We start from the raw sequence: 18083 nt of genomic DNA, 5'->3' as shown, positions 1-18083 counted from the left end.
TGTAAAAATAGTATTTTAATTATAAATTACGAGTGATGAATTATGTCAAATCATTTGTAAATATAAATTCATAATTTGTAATTTTGATTTATGAAAATTAAACTTTTAGCGATTGGTAAAACCGATAACAAACATTTAATTCAGTTGATTGATGACTATCAGAAACGATTGAAACACTATATAAAGTTTGAGTTGGAAATTATTCCGGATCTTAAAAATGCTAAAAATCTATCTGAACATCAACAAAAAGAAAAAGAAGGAGAGTTGATTTTAAGTAAGTTGCAAAACACAGATCAGTTGATTTTGTTAGATGATAAGGGCAAGCATTTTACATCAATCGAGTTTTCGAAATATTTGCAAAAAAAAATGAATGCAGGACTCAAACAATTAGTGTTGGTTATTGGAGGGCCTTATGGTTTTTCTGAGGCTGTTTATCAAAAATCACAAGGAAAAATATCACTATCTAAAATGACATTTTCGCATCAAATGATTCGTTTGTTTGTTGTTGAACAAATCTATAGAGGTTTTACGATTTTAAGGAATGAACCTTATCATCATGAGTAATTAAAAGTAACTTTCATTATTATAATTTTTATAAAAAAAGAAGTCTAAATTGATTTTTATTATCAACCAGACTTCTTAACTTTTATTCAAAATTTTACAATTTTTTATACAAATAAATTTAAATTAGATTGCTCTGCTTCTTCTAAATAATTAGCAACTCCGCCAATTTTCACACCTTCAATCAATTCAGTTTTATCAACTCCCATAATATCCATACTCATTTGGCAAGCAATCATATTTATACCACTTTCTTGGGCAATTTGTATCATTGTTTCTAAAGCGTCTACGTGTTTGTCTTTCATTCTCCATTTCATCATTAAACGTCCCATACCAGCCATATTCATATTAGAAAGTCTTAATTCTCCTGCGTGACTTGGCATCATTTTACTAAACATATTACCCATAGTATCTTTTTTTACTTTAGGTTTGTTTGCATCTTTAATAACATTTAAACCCCAAAAAGTAAAGAACATTGTTACTTTTTTACCCATACTAGAGGCGCCATTTGCAATAACAAAAGACGCTAGAGCTTTATCTAAATCATCGCTAAAAACAACAATTGTTTTGTGGTCTGATGTAATTTGTAAATCACTTGAAACTACTTTTTTAGCTTTTTCGATTACTGCTTTTATTTCTCCATGGTTATTTTCTCTTTTAATCAATTTGTTTCCTGTAACCTTGCACCAAGATTCTACATCACTATAAAAACCTGGATCTGTAGCTGTAACTTGCATTTGGTCTCCATCTGAAATTCCTTCAATATTCTCTTTTAATTTTAAAATAGGACCAGGACATTGCAAACCACAAGCATCTACTTCTATAGTTTTTATTCTAAAAGGAGTTTCGGTTTTTGCTGTCTTATCTTCAATTACATCATCAAAAAAAATAGGATTAGACTGTTCTGCCATTGCTTGTTTGTAGACTTTTAATCCACCAGAAAGGTTGTAAACATCATCATAACCATTTTGACGTAAAATTCTTGCAGCCACATAGCCACGCAAACCAACACCACAATAGATCATTATTTTTTTATCTTTTGGTATCTTTTTTAAATGATTTCTTAAATCATCAACATTAATATTTAAGGCTCCATCTATAGAACCTAAATCATATTCTTCTTTAGTTCTAACATCTAAAACAAATGAATCTGTAATGCCTCTTTTCTTAAATTGAAAAGGAGAAAGTGGTTTAAACATGCCTTTAATAATATTTTCTGCATTAAAACCAGCTTGATTAACAGGGTCTTTTGCAGAACTAAAAGGTGGTGCATAGGCGTGCTCAATTTCTTGTAAATCATAAATGGTTCCTCCATTTTTAATGGTTGTTGCTAACAAATCTAATCGTTTGTCAACACCTTTATAACCTACAATTTGTCCTCCTAATAATTTTCCATTATTTGGGTCAAAACTTATTTTTAACACCATTTGCATAGCACCTGGATAATAACTTGCATGAGAAGCACCATTTACAATTGTACTTTCGTGTTTTCTTCCCAAAGCTTTTAAACCACGATGTGTAAGTCCTGTAATTCCTGCAGTTAAATCAAATACTTTTGCGATAGCTGTACCAATAGAACCTAAATATTTTCTTTTATGGCCATACACCATATTATCAGCTAAAATTCGGCCTTGTTTATTTGCTGGTCCTGCTAAAAAAGCCAAACTTGGTTTGCCTGTTATAGGATGAGGAAACTCGATAGCATCACCAACAGCATAAATATCTTTCTTTGATGTTCGCAAATATTCATCTACCCAAATTCCACCAGCTTCACCAATTTTAATTCCTGAAGATTTTGCCAAAGAAACATCTGGTTTTACACCTATAGATAAGATGATAAAATCAGCAGAAATTACGCGCTGACTAGCCAAATGAACATCAATTAAATCTCCATTGGGTTTAAATTCTTTTACAGCATCCTCTAAAAATAAACCTACATTTTTTTCTTTAAAATGTTGATGAATTGGCGCTGCAATTTCACTATCCATCATATTCATAACCTGACTTGCAGCTTCTACAACAGTTACTTTAACACCAATATGATGTAAGTTTTCTGCCATTTCTAAACCAATAAACCCTGCACCAACTACAATTGCTCTTCTTGGTTTAGCATCATCTACAAAAGCTTTAATATTATCGGTATCATCTACATTACGTAATGTAAAAATGTTTGGAGAATTAATACCAGGAATTGGTGGTTTAATTGCAGAAGCACCTGGAGATAAAATTAATTTATCGTATGTTTCTTTATAAACTTCTCCAGATGCTGTTTTTTTAATTTCAACATTTTTAGCATCAGAATTTACAGAAATTATTTCTGAATGTATTCGAATATCGATGTGAAAACGTGCATTAAAACTTTCTGGTGTTTGTACTAAAAGTTTGCTTCTATCTTTTATAACGCCACCAATGTAATAAGGTAACCCACAATTTGCGTAAGAAATGTGCGAACCTTTTTCTATAATAATTATTTCTGCTTGTTCGTCTATTCTTCTTAAACGAGCTGCAGTTGTTGCTCCACCAGCTACTCCTCCTACAATAATGTACTTCATATTTTATTAATTATATTGAGTTTAACTCAAAATTTTTTGATTGAATTCTAATTCAAATTTCTAAATTTTAATGCACATTATCTGTAACATTCATTACACATACAAATTAGATTTAAGAAGGACTTTGTATGGAGTTATGGAAAGAAAACTGATTGTTTTTAGTGAGTTTTACTACTATTGCTTTGTAGCAATATTTTAATTGTACCAAAGCCATAACAATGGTATTAAAACTTTGTAACTTTGTTGGATAAATTATCTAGGTTAATATAAAATATGAAACTCGTTTTTGCTACGAATAATGTAAACAAATTAAAAGAGGTACAACAAATGTTACCGAATTCAATTGAATTATTGAGTTTAAAAGACATTGAATGTTTTGATGAAATAGAAGAAACCGAAACTACTTTACAAGGCAATGCAAAATTAAAAGCAGATTATATTACTAAGAATTTTGGTTATAATTGTTTTGCTGATGATACAGGTTTAGAAGTTGAAAGTTTAAATGGAAAACCAGGAGTTTATTCAGCGCGTTTTGCTGGTGAACCTGCCAATGCTGAAAATAATATGCAAAAATTATTATCAGTATTAAAAGATAAAGAAGATAGAACCGCACAATTTAGAACTGCCATTTGTTTAAATATTGATGATAAACAGTTTCTTTTTGAAGGCATTTGTAAGGGGGAAATTCTAAAAGAAAAACAGGGTGAAAAAGGTTTTGGATACGATCCTATTTTTCAACCTGAAGGATATAATTTATCTTTTGCAGCCATGAGTGCTGCTGATAAAAATAAAATTTCTCATAGAGGAATTGCCATTCAAAAATTAGTTGATTTTTTAGAAAAAAATTACGCATAACCTAATTATTCCTGCATAGGCATGAATCTACACGAGTTAAAATAATTAAAAAAGAGATTCCTTTTTTTACAGGAATAACAGAATGAAAAACTTAAACTACACGAAACACTTTATTTTATTATCAGTTTTACTGGTAACTTTGTTTTTTGTAAATGTTAGTTTAGGTTCAGTTTCCATGCCTATTAAAGATATATTTTCAATACTTTTTGGTGGAATTCCTGCTAAAGAAAGTTGGCAAACTATTATTCTTAATTTTAGATTACCAAAAGCCATAACAGCTATTTTAGTAGGCTCAGGATTATCAATTTGTGGTTTATTAATGCAAACCTTATTTAGAAATCCACTAGCGGGTCCTTTTGTGTTGGGTATATCATCTGGCGCAAGTTTAGGAGTTGCTATTTTAATTTTAGGCTCGTCTGTTTTTGGTGGTTTTTTACTAAACGCATCTCTTGCTAATTGGTCATTACCTTTGGCTGCAAGCTTAGGATCTTTTTTAGTTTTATCTGCTGTAATTGTTGCCGCGAATAAAGTTCGGAATACAATGTCTATTTTAATTATTGGATTAATGTTTGGTAGTTTAACTTCTGCAGTGATAAGTGTTTTGGCTTATTTTTCTAATGCCAATCAAATTCAGCAATATTTATTTTGGAGTTTTGGCAGTTTAGGCAATTTATCATGGAATGAAATTACGGTGTTTAGCATCATTTATTTTATCGGAGTTTTAGGAACCCTTTCTGTTATAAAACCCTTAAACAGTTTTTTATTAGGTGAAAATTATGCTAAAAGTTTAGGGATTGATATTAAAAAAAATAGAAATATTATTTTGTTAATTACTAGTATTTTAACAGGAGTAATTACAGCTTTTTCTGGGCCAATAGCTTTTGTTGGTTTGGCAGTACCACATATTGCACGTTTGTTTTTTGCAACATCAAACCATAAAATACTATTACCAGCAGTAACTATTTTAGGTGCAATTGTTTTGTTAATTTGCGATGTTATTGCTCAAATTCCATCAAGTGAATTTACATTACCTATAAATGCGATAACATCATTATTTGGTGCACCTGTAGTAATTTGGCTATTGGTGAGAAAAAAGAAGATATTTGTATAAAAAAATCATCCTAAACCTTCCCAAAGGGAAGGAACTAGCAAGTTTGTTGAGAAATATTATTTAAAAAATTAATGAAATTAGTGTCTGAACATATCATCTTAAAAACTGAAAACCTAAGCATAGGTTATCAATCTAAAAAAGCACAAAATGTTGTGGCTTCTGATATTGATATCGCTATTGAAAAAGGAAAATTGGTTGCTGTTTTAGGTAAAAACGGAATAGGAAAATCTACCTTATTAAGAACAATTGCTAAAGTGCAAAAACCTTTAAAAGGTCAGGTTTTTATCAATCAAAAAAATATTGAAAACATCAATAGCCTAAAGCTTTCTAAATTATTAAGTTTAGTTTTAACGGAACGTTTGCCAGAAAGCCAAATTACTGTTTTTGAATTGGTGGCCCTAGGAAGGCAACCTTATACCAATTGGATTGATAAATTAGTACCTAAAGATGTAGAAAAAATAAATTGGGCGCTTGCGCAAACCGAAATAGAGCATTTAAAGGATGCATTTTTTTATGAATTGAGTGATGGGCAACTCCAACGTGTTTTAATTGCTCGTGCTTTAGCACAAGATACTGAATTGATTATTTTAGATGAACCAACAGCACATTTAGATTTACATCATACTATAAAAATATTTTCATTGTTAAAGAAGTTGGTAGAAGAAACCTCAAAAACGATTATTTTATCATCTCATGAAGTAAATTTATCCATACAATTTGCAGATGAAATGATATTATTTTCTGAAAATAAAATTTTTACAGGAACCCCACCAAAACTCATAGAACAAAATGCATTCGAAAACTTGTTTCCTAAAGATATTATCAACTTTAACAAAGAACTGCAACAGTTTGTAATCAATAGAAAGTAATTTTGATTGTGGACTAACTTTTTGCTATTTTTGAAATTAATTCAGTATTTAACTAAATCTATTTAAATCAATGAAAAAAATATTATTTGTTTTCGGAACATTAACTTTTTTAGCCTGTGGTTCTGGTAAAAACGTTGCAGAAGATGCTAATGTAGATCAGGCCGCAAAATACGCAGCAACAATTACAGCTAAAGAACTTGGAGCACATCTTTTTACTTACGCATCTGATGAATTTGCAGGAAGAGATACAGGTGAGCCTGGACAGAAAAAAGCTGTGGAATATTTAAAGAATTTTTACGTTTCTCAAAATATAGCTTCAGCAATTGGAGGTGATGACTACTTTCAAGATGTACCATCTGAATGGTTAAATAAAAACGCAAGACGTGGAAAATTCAATGATTCTGAAAATGTAGTAGCATTTTTAAAAGGAACAGAAAAGCCTGATGAAATTGTAGTAATTTCTGCACACCTAGATCATGTTGGTGAAAGAAATGGTGAAATATACAATGGTGCAGATGATGATGGTTCTGGAACTGTAGCGATGTTAGAAATTGCAGAAGCTTTTAAAATGGCAGCAGATGCAGGCAAAGGGCCTAAACGTTCTATCTTGTTTTTACATGTAACTGGCGAGGAAAAAGGATTATTAGGTAGTAAATATTACACTGAGAACCCTATATTTCCTTTAGCAAACACAGTTTGTGATTTAAATATTGACATGATTGGTAGAATAGATGATAGACATAAAGAAGATCCAAATTATGTTTACCTAATAGGTGCTGACAAATTAAGCACTGAATTGCATACATTATCTGAAGCCATTAATGCAAAGTATACCAATATTAATTTAGATTATAAATATAATGATGAGAATGATCCGAATCGTTTTTACTATAGATCTGATCATTACAACTTTGCAAAGCATAATATTCCTATTATCTTTTATTTTAATGGTACTCATGCAGATTACCACAGACCAACTGACACACCTGATAAAATTAATTATGAGTTGTTAGAGAATAGAGCAAAGTTGGTATTCCATACAGCTTGGGAGGTTGCTAATAAAGAAACTAGAATTATAGCTGATAAAGCAGAACCAAAAAAAGAAGCAACAGAAGAATAATAAATTTATTTTTTGAATGAGATTAAAGAGGCTGTATGAAAATACGGCCTTTTTTGATTTCATAATTTTGAGGAGGTAAGGTTACTTAAAATCGTTTAAGTATCAGCGATAAAGTGGTGAGGAATCTATTTACTATTTTAGACAAAAAATGAACGATGGTAACCCTAATTAATAAAAAGAAATGAAACCAGTCATTTTAATATTCGTAGTGAATCAAAAACAAAAAAGCTCAAGAATTTTATTCTCAAGCTTTTTTAATCTATGGTGTTTTTAGAACTTTTATGGTCTAAAATTAATTTTTCGCATACGTAAACTAGCAGGCGTAACTTCTAAATATTCATCACTTTTAATGTATTCCATACATTCTTCTAAAGAAAAGTCGATTTTTGGTGCAATTTTTACACTATCATCTGTACCAGAAGAACGAACATTACTTAATTTTTTTCCTTTAATTAAGTTTACACCCATATCAGTATCCTTACTGTTTTCTCCAACTACTTGGCCAATATAAATTTCTTGATTAGGATCTATAAAGAAACGACCTCTATCTTGTAATCTATCAATAGCATAAGCAGTTGCTTTACCTGCTGCTGCAGAAACAATTGCACCTTTAATATCTTCTGTAAACTCGCCTTTATATGGGCCATATTCAGAGAATCTATGGTTTATAATCGCTGTACCAGCTGTAGCCGTTAAAATTTTATTACGTAAACCTATTAATCCTCTTGAAGGAATTGTAAATTCTAAATGTTGTAAATCTCCTTTTGGTTCCATCACTAACAAATCTCCCTTACGCAAAGAAACTAAGTTAATTGCTTTCGATGCCACATCTTCTGGAACATCAATAGAAAGGGTTTCGTATGGTTCTGATTTTACACCATCAATATCTTTAATAATTACTTGTGGTCTACCCACTTGTAATTCGTAACCTTCTCTACGCATGGTTTCTATTAAAACCGATAAGTGCAAAACTCCACGTCCGAAAACGTTAAACTTATCCTCAGAATCAGTTGTATCAACTCTTAAGGCTAAGTTTTTTTCCATTTCTTTAAACAATCTGTCACGTAAATGACGAGAAGTAACAAACTTACCTTCTTTACCAAAAAATGGAGAGTTGTTAATGGTAAACAACATACTCATGGTTGGTTGGTCTACTTCAATTCTTGGCAAAGCTTCTGGGTTTTCTAAATCAGCAATAGTATCACCAATTTCAAAACCTTCAATACCTGTAATTGCACAAATATCTCCACTTCTTACTTTGTTGGTTTTGGCTTTACCCATTCCTTCAAAAATATGAAGCTCTTTAATTCGTACTTTTTTAGTAGAACCATCTGCTTTACAAAGCATGTAATCTTTATTTTCTTCTAAATCTCCTCTAAATACACGACCTATTGCAATTCTACCTGTAAAGGCAGAAAAATCTAAAGATGTAATTTGCATTTGTGGAGAACCTTCTCTGTAAGGTGCTTCTGGAATCGATTCAACTACAGCATCTAATAAATCAATGATATCTGTTTTTTCATCTTTCCAATCTGTAGACATCCAACCATTTTTAGCAGAACCATAAATTGTTGTAAAATCTAATTGATCTTCAGTAGCATCTAAAGCAAACATTAAATCGAATACTTTTTCGTGTACTAAATCTGGAGTACAGTTTTCTTTATCTACTTTATTTACGACAACTATTGGGGTTAAGCCCAATTCAATTGCTTTGCCCAATACAAAACGAGTTTGTGGCATTGGCCCTTCAAAAGCATCAACTAATAACAATACACCATCAGCCATTTTTAAAACACGTTCAACTTCTCCACCAAAATCGGCGTGACCAGGAGTGTCAATTACATTAATTTTTACCCCTTTATAGTTTACAGACACGTTTTTAGAAAGGATGGTAATTCCTCTTTCTCGTTCTAAATCGTTGTTGTCTAACAATAAATCTGTGCGCTCTTTACGATCGTCTAATATTTTAGCTTGATCGATAATTTTATCTACTAACGTTGTTTTTCCGTGGTCAACGTGTGCAATAATTGCGATGTTTCTTATAGATTGCATTTGTACTTTCTTAAATTTCGTGCAAAAGTAGTTGTTTATATGTGATTTATACGATTTATCGGTATTTATTTTTCACATCAATGTTTCTGATTAGGAAACTATAATCTTCGCTAGATCTGAATTGCGATGACTAAGTAAATAGACCTGTAATTGGTTCATGAACTTGTAGTTGTACAAATCTTAAAAAAATATAAATAGTATGGTTTTATCTATTGTGATGATTTGATTTTGTCAATAAAATTAAGTCAGAATACTAACGAAATATTTAATTTACGATTTGTTTTGCCATTCTCCAGAATAAATCAATAGCCTCTGTTTTTTTAGGAACACTTTTTGAGAAAAAATCAATACTTTGAGCAAATTTATCGATATAAGATTTATTTTTTTCAAATTCATGAAAAGCCATGCTCCAATTTGGGTACATTCTTTTATTTATACTTTCTTCAATGATAAGTGTAACATTAGAGTGCCTTTCATCTTTTTCTATGGTTTTGTACAATGTTGAAACGGCCTCTTTTTCACCCTCTAATAATTGTAAGAATACTTTATCATGATACAACAAACAACCTGTAATATCTTTTTTTGCATTATTGATTCTAGAGGGTTCTAAGATTTCAGAGATGGTATTTTTGTTCATCTCAGTTTCTGAAATAGAATAATATACAATTTGTTGTATCATAAGTTTGAGTTTAGCAAAATTAAACCATAGAATTGTAAGTATTATTATAGGACTAACCTCTATAAATTTCTTCGCATAGATGATTGTATATTTTTTTGATTACCTCGCGTCTCATCTTCATAGTTGGTGTTAAATGACCACTATCTATTGACCAAACATCTGGAGTAAGTTTAAAGGCTTTTATTTGTTCCCATTTTCCAAAGTTATGATTACAAGTATCAACAGCCTCTTGTATAGCATTTATTACTTTTGTATTTGCTATAATTTCTTCATTAGAATTAAAAGGTATTTTATGATCTTTTGCCCAATCTTTAAGATATTCAAAATTAGGTTGAATAATAGCCGCAGGCATTTTTTCATTTTCACCAACAACCATTACTTGTTCAATAAATAAAGACTGCTTTAGCTCACCTTCTAATAAAGGCGGAATTACATATTTACCACCAGAGGTTTTAAACATTTCTTTGGTTCTACCTGTAATCTTTAAGAAGCCATCTTCATCAAATTCACCTTTATCACCTGTATGAAACCAACCATTCTGCAGTACTTCTGCTGTTTTTTTAGGATCTTTGTAATATCCTTGCATTACATTTGGTCCTTTAACTAATATTTCACCACTTTCTGCAATTTTTACTTCAACATCATCAATTACTTTGCCCACAGTACCTACTCTAAAATTGCCATTTAATTGATCATTAACACTAATAACTGGTGAGGTTTCTGTAAGGCCATAACCTTCCATAATAGGCATATTTGCTGCAGCAAAAATTCTTGTTAATCTAGGTTGTAAAGCAGCACTACCAGAAACCATTAATTTTAATTCGCCACCCAAAGCCGCTTGCCATTTAGAGAAAATTAATTTTCTTGCTAAACCTAATTGCTTTTCATACCACCAGCCATTTGCTCCATAAGGTTTGTAATTTAAGCCGAGGTTTACAGCCCAGAAAAATAATTTCTTTTTTATACCTGTTAAGTCTTCACCTTTTAAAATAATTTTATCGTAAATTTTCTCATACAAACGCGGTACTGCAGTCATCACATCAGGTTTTACCTCCTGCGCATTTTCAGTCAATTTTTCTATAGATTCAGCAAAATATACAGATACACCACAATATTGGTAGAGGTAGAGAATCATTCTTTCAAAAATATGACAAACGGGTAAAAAACTTAAACCTTTAGAGTTTCCGTATTCAAGAGGAACTCTATTTTTTGATGCAATTACATTGGTAACAACATTACTATGGGAAAGCATTACTCCTTTTGGTTTTCCTGTAGTTCCAGAAGTATAGATTAGCGTAGCCAAATCATTAGGTTTCACAGCATCTTTTCTTGCTTCTACTTCATTTTGGTTGGAATTATCTTCGCCAAGTTTTAAAATTTCTTTCCAACTTTTTTCGCCTTTAATATTATCAAAAGTAAATACTTCTTTAAGTTTTGTATCTCCTTTAATTTGATTAAGTTTTTCGAGTATTGTTTCATCAGAAACAATACAATAAATCGCTTCTGAATGGTTGATTACATATTGATAATCTTCTTTGCAAATTGTGGGATAAATGGGTACAGTTTGCGCTCCAGTTTGTAAAACACCAATGTCGCAAATATTCCATTCGCTTCTGTTATTTGTAGAAATTATAGCAACTTTATCATTTGGTTGTATTCCCATTTTAAGCAAGCCTCTACTAAGTTGATTGGCTTTGTCTATGTATTGTTGGGTTGATAATGTTTCCCATTTTCCATGATATTTAGTGGAAAAAGCATCTTTTAGATTGTAGGTTTCTAATTGATAATATGGAAAATCGAATAACCTATTAACTTCTGTTGGCATCTGTTATGTTTTGTTGTATGCCAAATTACTAAAAATTGCGTTATTTCACAAATAGATATTTATTTGCTTTTAATTTTAAGAATTATTTATAATTTGACACTAAATTTTGTGTATTTCTTTAATAGTTTTGTGTTTTGTTTTCACGACATCTACTAAAAATATGAATTATTTTCTCCAATATTTAGTTATGATTTTGAGGTTAATCTTTCTTGTACTTTATAAAATTTAAAAAAGGGTATTGGTACAAATTATAACACAATTGATTGTAGCTAAAGCACCGTACTTTTAGATGATTATACCATCAGTTTTTAGCAAAGCAGCAAGTGATGTAATTTTTTTCCTATCATTCATTTATATTTGTTCAATTCATTATTGAGTTTAATAAACTTAAATATGTAAGGCCAAACCTATAAATATTTACAATGCGATGTCAAATAAAACAAGTAAAATTATTCTTCTTCTTTATCTAAAAAAATAGTAAAAGTATCGGTTTCAGAAATATGAAAATAGCCTAAAGGAAAGTTATTAGTATTGGTTGTGTTCACCACATTGCCTAATAATGAAGTAGGTACAGTTTCGAAAGGACCACCACCATCTTGTCCACTTTGATCAACTAAAATTTGTAAATAAGTGAAATAATCTTTAGATATGCCTAACATTCTTATATTAACCGCAGTTGGTAAGATAATATCATCTTCAGAATAAAAATTAGGGACTTCATACTCTTGTCCATCAAAAAAACGATCTTCTAGTACAGAATAGTTGTTATTAGAGAAATCGAAATAATAGTAATTGTCAATGCCCAATTCATCTTGTATTTTTACATTGATTTCAACTTCATTGCCAGAAAACAATGTTCCATCACCACGATTTACCTCGATAATTCGCGTAGATTTTACCTTGGTTGCTTTCCCTTTATACGTTTCATTGTTATGAATTACGGTTAACTCGTATTCAATACCGTCAGCAGGGATAAAACTATTTATAGGTTCATATTCACCATCTGCATCATTATCTGTAAAATCAATTACAGAATTATCGGACAAATTGGTTAAAAAAACGGTAGCATTTGTGACTGTTGGAATAGTTTCAGCAAAATAATCTGCAGATTCACTAAGCTTTACTGTTGTTTTTGCGCTTACAGGATTTTCATCAAAATACACTTGAAAAGTGGCATCAATAATTAATTTTGGTTCAATTGAAGGAACATCAACTTCGATTACTTTTTCACATTTAGAAAATAGAAATACGAATAAAATTGGTAGTATATAGGTCTTTTTCATCACTTTAAAAATTAAAATTATAGGTAACAGAAGGCACTAAACCAAAAATAGAAGTTTGTACAGCTTCATTTCGCATTGTTTCTGGGTTTCTACTAAAGTTAATGGAAGCAGCATTTTGTCTACCATATACATTATAAATCCCGAAAACCCATTCTCCTTGCCATTTTCTGTTTTTATTTTTATCAGGTGTTAGAGTTGCAGAGATATCTAACCTATGATAAGCAGGTAATCTGTCTGCGTTTCTCCTATTATCATCATAAATTGGTACGTTTATTCCTTGTACTTCGTATTGACCAACTGGGTAGTTGGTGGGTTGCCCTGTTTGCAACAAAAAGTTGCTGTTTAAAGTCCATTTTTTTGAGATTTTATAACTCGCATTGATAGAAATATCGTGGGTTTTATCAAAAGGTGTGCTGTACCATTCACCATTATTAATACCTGGTTCAATGGCGGTTCTACCCAATGTTTGTTGTTCTGATCTTGATAAAGTATAGGCTAACCAACCTGTAAAATCGCCCTTATTTTTTTTGAATAAAACCTCTAAACCATATGCCCTTGCTTTGCCGTTTAAAATAACAGTTTCTATTTCGTTGTTGGCCACCAAATTTGCACCATTTATATAATCTATCCTATTTTGAATGTCTTTATAAAATGCCTCAGTTTCCAAAGAATAGTCACCATCTTTTATGGATTTAAAGTAACCAACAGCAAATTGATCTAACAATTGAGGTTGCACATATTTGCCACTAGGAGTCCAAATATCTAATGGAGTAGGAGAGGCAGTGTTAGAGAGCAAGTGTAAATATTGAACCATTCTATTATAGCTCATTTTTAAAGATGTTTCATCATTTAATAAATAGGATAATGAAAAACGAGGTTCAAAATTACTGAATGAGGCAATAGCATCACTTCTTTTAAATGATTCTGTTCCAATAGCTTCAGCAGATTCGTATTTTTTAAACTCCTCATTGTAAATGACGGGATTGTCATTCGCATAAACATTTAACTCGTCTTGTCCTAAACGCGTAAAGTTGCTAAAACGCATACCATATTGCAACGTTAATTTATTGTTTATTTTATGTTCAGCATCTATATATGCACCAAATTCATTGGCATATTTATCAATTAATTTTTCAGCGACAATACCAGAATCGTCTCTACTTGGAATAATTTCTCCTGGATTAAATTTGGTGTAAATATTATTAATACCATAACTTAATTTGATTTTATCACTCAAATAATGGTTAAAATCGTATTTTAAATTGTAGTTTGTAATACCTGAATCCCACTCAAAACCAACAAAATCTAAGGTTAAGCTGTAAAAATAATCAGAATAAATTAAGGATAAATTTGAGAATAGTTTATCAGAAAAAAGATGATTCCAGCGCAAATTTGCCACTTGATTACCATAGGTATTGATAAAGCTACTTTGAATTCCGAACACATCTTCACCAAAATATCCAGAAAAAAACACGTTATTTCTGTCATCTATTCTGTAGTTTATTTTTGTGTTTAAATCATAAAAATAAGCTTTATTATCATTATCAAAAAGTGGTAAAAATAAATGTGCATAAGACGATCTACCACCAATTAAAAAAGATATTTTTTCTTCTTTTATAGGGCCTTCTATAAGTAATCGAGACGAAATTAAACCTATACCACCAGTTACATTAAAATCTTTACTGTTTCCTTCTTTTTGATAAATGTCTAATACAGAGGATAATCTACCACCATATTTTGCAGGGATTCCACCTTTATATAACTTTACATCTTTAATAACATCAGGATTAAAAACAGAGAAAAAACCAAACAAGTGGGATGAATTAAAAACAACAGCTTCATCTAAGAGAATTAAATTTTGATCGGCAGCACCTCCTCTTACATTAAAACCAGAGGCTCCTTCACCAGCGCTAGTTACACCAGGTAATAAAATGATAGACTTTATAATATCTGCTTCACCTAAAACTACAGGAATTTGTTTAATGGTTGCAGAGGTTAGTTTATTCACACTCATTTGAGGTGATTTTACATTTAGTTTCTCAATGTCTGTTGCAATAACAATTTCGTCTAAACTTTCTGCTTCTTCCTTTAATTTAAAGTTCTTGGTTATTTTTTCGGTTAACTCTATATCTTCTAAAATAGTCGTAAAACCCAAATAACTTACTTGTACTTTATAAGTACCTTCAGGAATGGTAATTGAATAAAAACCATATTCGTTGGTAGTTGTACCTGTGTTAATTTCTGGAAAATAGATGGAAACACCGATTAAAGTTTCATTGCTAGAGTTGTCGTAAACAGTTCCGCTAACTGTATATTTTTCTTGGCTAAAAGCAGTAATAGACCATAAGAAAAAAAGAATATAAATCTTTTTCAAGTTTGTTTTTTTTGTTTGATTAATTTAAAATATACCTAAACAAAAGTAATATTATAAATTTCAGCAAAAAGATAAAAAAACGTTAAAAAGAATTCTTAATCATAGATGATATCTTCTGTTTTTATTTTTTCATTTTTAATAAAATCAAACAAGGTAAGTCTTCTTAAGGTATAATAATCGGTCCAAAATTTTTCAAGAGAATTTAAATAACTCAAGATAGATCGGTCTTTTTCTTGTAGTGCTAAGTTTAAATCGGTGATGGTTATTTTTCCTAAAATAAATCTTTTTTTGGTGATTTCATATCTCTTTATAGCAATTTCTTGAGCCTTTTTTGCAGTTTCTAAAAAATTTCTTTGATTTTGCCAGTTTAAGACATGCAAGTAAATTTCTTGTTCAAATTCTTGTTGTTCAATTTCTATATTTGTGAATTCTAAATCTTTATTAGCTTCTACTAATTTTCTTCTAGATTTAGATACCCCCCAATCTAAAATTGGGATACCAACAGAGACTACTATGTTTTGTTGTTGATTAAAGTCTTGAAATAAATTATCAAATGTATTTCCTTGTTGTGATATACCAAAATTTGCTCTTAAACTCATTTGCAGTCTGTTATTTCCTTTTACTTCTGCAACATCTTGTTCTGCTTGTAAGCGTCTTCGTCTAAACTCAATAACCGCTTTTCTGTTAGCTTTAGCTTCTTCTAAAGCTTTTTTTACAGTAACTGTAAAGGTTGTTAATTCTTTGGGTGTTGATAGTAAAATGTTTTCGGTGTCTAAGACCAAAAATCTTGACAAGTTTTGTGAAGTTCTTTTAAAGTTGATTTCATTAGAGATAACTTCATTTTCAGAATTTAAAACAGACAATTCGATTTGTAACAAATCGTTTTCTGCAATTTTCCCCATTTTATATCGTCCTTTAGAAATTTGAAACAAAGTATCTTGATTAGAAAAGTTTGATTTTGCAATTCTAGATTGTACTTGAGCTTTTAATAAAGCAAAATAACGTCTGCTTGTATTTAAGGAAATTTGTTCCATTCTTTCAATAAACTCTCTTTTGGCTTCTTCATAAATTAAAGGTTCAATTTTTTTATCCCATTTAAACTGATTGTAAAAAAGAGAATTTTGCCTATAATTTATAGAGAAAGGAACCACAGAAAAACCTTTAGAATTATCTGTAAAATAGTCTACCCTTTGCAACTGAGAGCTTAAAGATAGTGTACCACCTGTAAAAGCTAAGTTTTGATTTAACGATAAATTACCTTCTACTATAGATTGATTGGATTGTACAAAGATATCTACACCTTCATCATTTGTAAGTCTGTTTATAGAATTAGAATACGATGGTAATGTAGCATCTAATCGTAATTGCGGTAAAAAACCGGCTTTAAATCTTCTGTACCTCCAATAACTTGCTTGATTTTGATTTAATAAAGCTTTGTATTCTGGAGAGTTTTTTTGAGCAATGCTTATGGCTTGCTCTAAGGTAATTTGCTGTTGGCCATAAATGGTTATGGTTAGTAAAAAGCAAAAATATATAATTAAATTTTTCATAGTTATTCGTGTCTAATTGCTTCAATAGGGCTTTTATTTGCAGCAGATCTTGCAGGTGCAATACCAAAAATTAATCCAATAAGGGTTGCCACAAAAAAGGATAATAAAATGGAACTTAATGATAGTATGGTTTCGATTCCCGTAGAAATTTCTAGAATATAGGAGGATAACACACCCAGTATAATACCAATTATACCACCACCAATACTAACTAAAACAGATTCTGTTAAAAATTGTAAAATTACATCTTCTTGTGTAGCTCCAATTGCTCTTATAATTCCTATTTCTTTTGTTCTTTCTAAAACAGAAGCCAACATTATATTCATAATTCCAATACCACCTATCAACAAAGAAATACCAGCAATAATACTTAATACGATGTTAAAAATTTGTTTGGTTTTTTGTTGTTGCTTTAAAAGTTGAATGGGGATAGAAATTTCAAAATCTAACATGTCATTATGCCTTCTTTTTAACATTCTACTCAACACATCTGCTGTAGCATTTAATTGTGATGAATTATCTACTTGTACAATTAATTTATCTAATTGATGATAATTTCCTCTTGGAATTCTTTTTTTAGGACCTTGTTGAGAGCCACCACTAATTATCATAAAATTACCACCACCCATATTTATGGGTTTGTCTGTGATGGTTTTACGATCTTTGTAACGTACTAAAAATGTTTTAATGGGGATATAAATATCTAAATTCATATCTCTAATCCCTAAGTTTTCTTGTGCATTATCAGAAATAAATTTTTCTTCAATGACACCTATTACTTGTAACCAAACATCTTTTACTTTAACTTGTTTTCCTATAGCACTTTCGCCAGTAAAAAGTTTCTTTTCAATTTTTTTACCAATAATACAAACAGGCATAGAGTTTTCTACTTGTTTTTTAGAAAAGTTTTTTCCGCTTTCTATGGTAATATTTGATGTTTCAAAATAGTTAGGAGATACCCCAATTAATTTCACAGGGTTTTGTCTTCCCTTTTTTATAACATAAGTTTCTAAAACTACTTCTGGACTTACTGATTTTACAGAAGGGATGTTTTCTTTGATGCTGTTTACATCTAACATATCTAAACCTTTTGAAAAACGAATAGACTCTAATGCTCCATCTTCAGCACCTTCTTCTTCATTGTTATTTTCTTTTTCATCAGGTATTGGAGTTATTACAATATTATTAACACCAACCAACTCTAATTGTGCTAAAATTTCTTTTTCAGCACCATTACCAATGGCAAGCATAG

The 18083-nt window shown here is 30.5% G+C and carries 13 protein-coding genes; 5 read left to right on the top strand and 8 right to left on the bottom strand.

The features are described 5' to 3' along the window. Window positions 1-90 precede the first annotated feature (90 nt). Complete coding sequence (rlmH, locus tag ACTG3V_RS11060) at window positions 91-564, top strand: 23S rRNA (pseudouridine(1915)-N(3))-methyltransferase RlmH (protein WP_439132227.1); 474 nt, start codon at window positions 91-93, stop codon at window positions 562-564. Window positions 565-668: 104 nt separating this feature from the next. Here the strand turns inward: rlmH and ACTG3V_RS11055 are convergent, their stop codons facing one another. Further along, window positions 669-3113 (bottom strand): FAD-dependent oxidoreductase, encoded by a 2445-nt coding sequence (locus ACTG3V_RS11055; RefSeq protein WP_439132226.1) that lies wholly within the window; start codon window positions 3111-3113, stop codon window positions 669-671. Window positions 3114-3386: 273 nt separating this feature from the next. On the opposite strand from ACTG3V_RS11055, the gene ACTG3V_RS11050 reads away from it, so the two are divergent. The 4 genes from ACTG3V_RS11050 to ACTG3V_RS11035 all read left to right on the top strand — a co-directional run bounded on the left by ACTG3V_RS11050 (window position 3387) and on the right by ACTG3V_RS11035 (window position 7068). Beyond that, a complete protein-coding gene (locus ACTG3V_RS11050) occupies window positions 3387-3968 on the top strand; it encodes a non-canonical purine NTP diphosphatase (protein ID WP_439132225.1) in 582 nt (193 codons plus the stop codon). An 82-nt stretch (window positions 3969-4050) separates the two neighbouring features. Beyond that, entirely contained in the window at window positions 4051-5079 is a 1029-nt protein-coding gene (locus ACTG3V_RS11045) for a FecCD family ABC transporter permease (RefSeq protein ID WP_439132224.1), read from the top strand. A gap of 71 nt (window positions 5080-5150) precedes the next feature. Next, window positions 5151-5948 carry an ABC transporter ATP-binding protein gene (locus tag ACTG3V_RS11040; protein WP_439132223.1) on the top strand — a complete coding sequence of 266 codons (798 nt, stop codon included), beginning with the start codon at window positions 5151-5153 and terminating at the stop codon, window positions 5946-5948. 70 nt (window positions 5949-6018) lie between these two features. After that, window positions 6019-7068, top strand: coding sequence for a M28 family metallopeptidase (locus tag ACTG3V_RS11035; protein WP_439132222.1), 1050 nt, complete (start codon window positions 6019-6021; stop codon window positions 7066-7068). A 279-nt stretch (window positions 7069-7347) separates the two neighbouring features. Here the strand turns inward: ACTG3V_RS11035 and typA are convergent, their stop codons facing one another. The 7 genes from typA to ACTG3V_RS11000 all read right to left on the bottom strand — a co-directional run. Continuing rightward, window positions 7348-9120, bottom strand: coding sequence for a translational GTPase TypA (gene typA / locus ACTG3V_RS11030; protein ID WP_439132221.1), 1773 nt, complete (start codon window positions 9118-9120; stop codon window positions 7348-7350). 265 nt (window positions 9121-9385) lie between these two features. Next, on the bottom strand, window positions 9386-9799 hold the full coding sequence (locus ACTG3V_RS11025) for a BLUF domain-containing protein (RefSeq protein WP_439132220.1): 414 nt from the start codon (window positions 9797-9799) through the stop codon (window positions 9386-9388). Window positions 9800-9851: 52 nt separating this feature from the next. Beyond that, window positions 9852-11624: an AMP-dependent synthetase/ligase gene (locus ACTG3V_RS11020; RefSeq protein WP_439132219.1), complete on the bottom strand. Its 1773-nt coding sequence runs from the start codon at window positions 11622-11624 to the stop codon at window positions 9852-9854. A 449-nt stretch (window positions 11625-12073) separates the two neighbouring features. Continuing rightward, entirely contained in the window at window positions 12074-12907 is an 834-nt protein-coding gene (locus ACTG3V_RS11015; RefSeq protein ID WP_439132218.1) for a DUF4249 family protein, read from the bottom strand. A 4-nt stretch (window positions 12908-12911) separates the two neighbouring features. Then, entirely contained in the window at window positions 12912-15281 is a 2370-nt protein-coding gene (locus tag ACTG3V_RS11010; protein ID WP_439132217.1) for a TonB-dependent receptor, read from the bottom strand. A gap of 95 nt (window positions 15282-15376) precedes the next feature. Next, window positions 15377-16831 (bottom strand): TolC family protein, encoded by a 1455-nt coding sequence (locus ACTG3V_RS11005; RefSeq protein WP_439132216.1) that lies wholly within the window; start codon window positions 16829-16831, stop codon window positions 15377-15379. Between the two features lie 2 nt (window positions 16832-16833). Continuing rightward, window positions 16834-18083: ABC transporter permease (locus tag ACTG3V_RS11000; RefSeq protein ID WP_439132215.1), on the bottom strand; the 1250-nt coding region annotated here is incomplete at its 5' end.

It is taken from the genome of Polaribacter sp., from assembly GCF_965660385.1.
Classification (GTDB): Bacteria; Bacteroidota; Bacteroidia; order Flavobacteriales; family Flavobacteriaceae; genus Polaribacter.
Note: the sequence above shows the minus strand (reverse complement) of the source record. Positions and strands in the feature narration are given on the sequence as shown.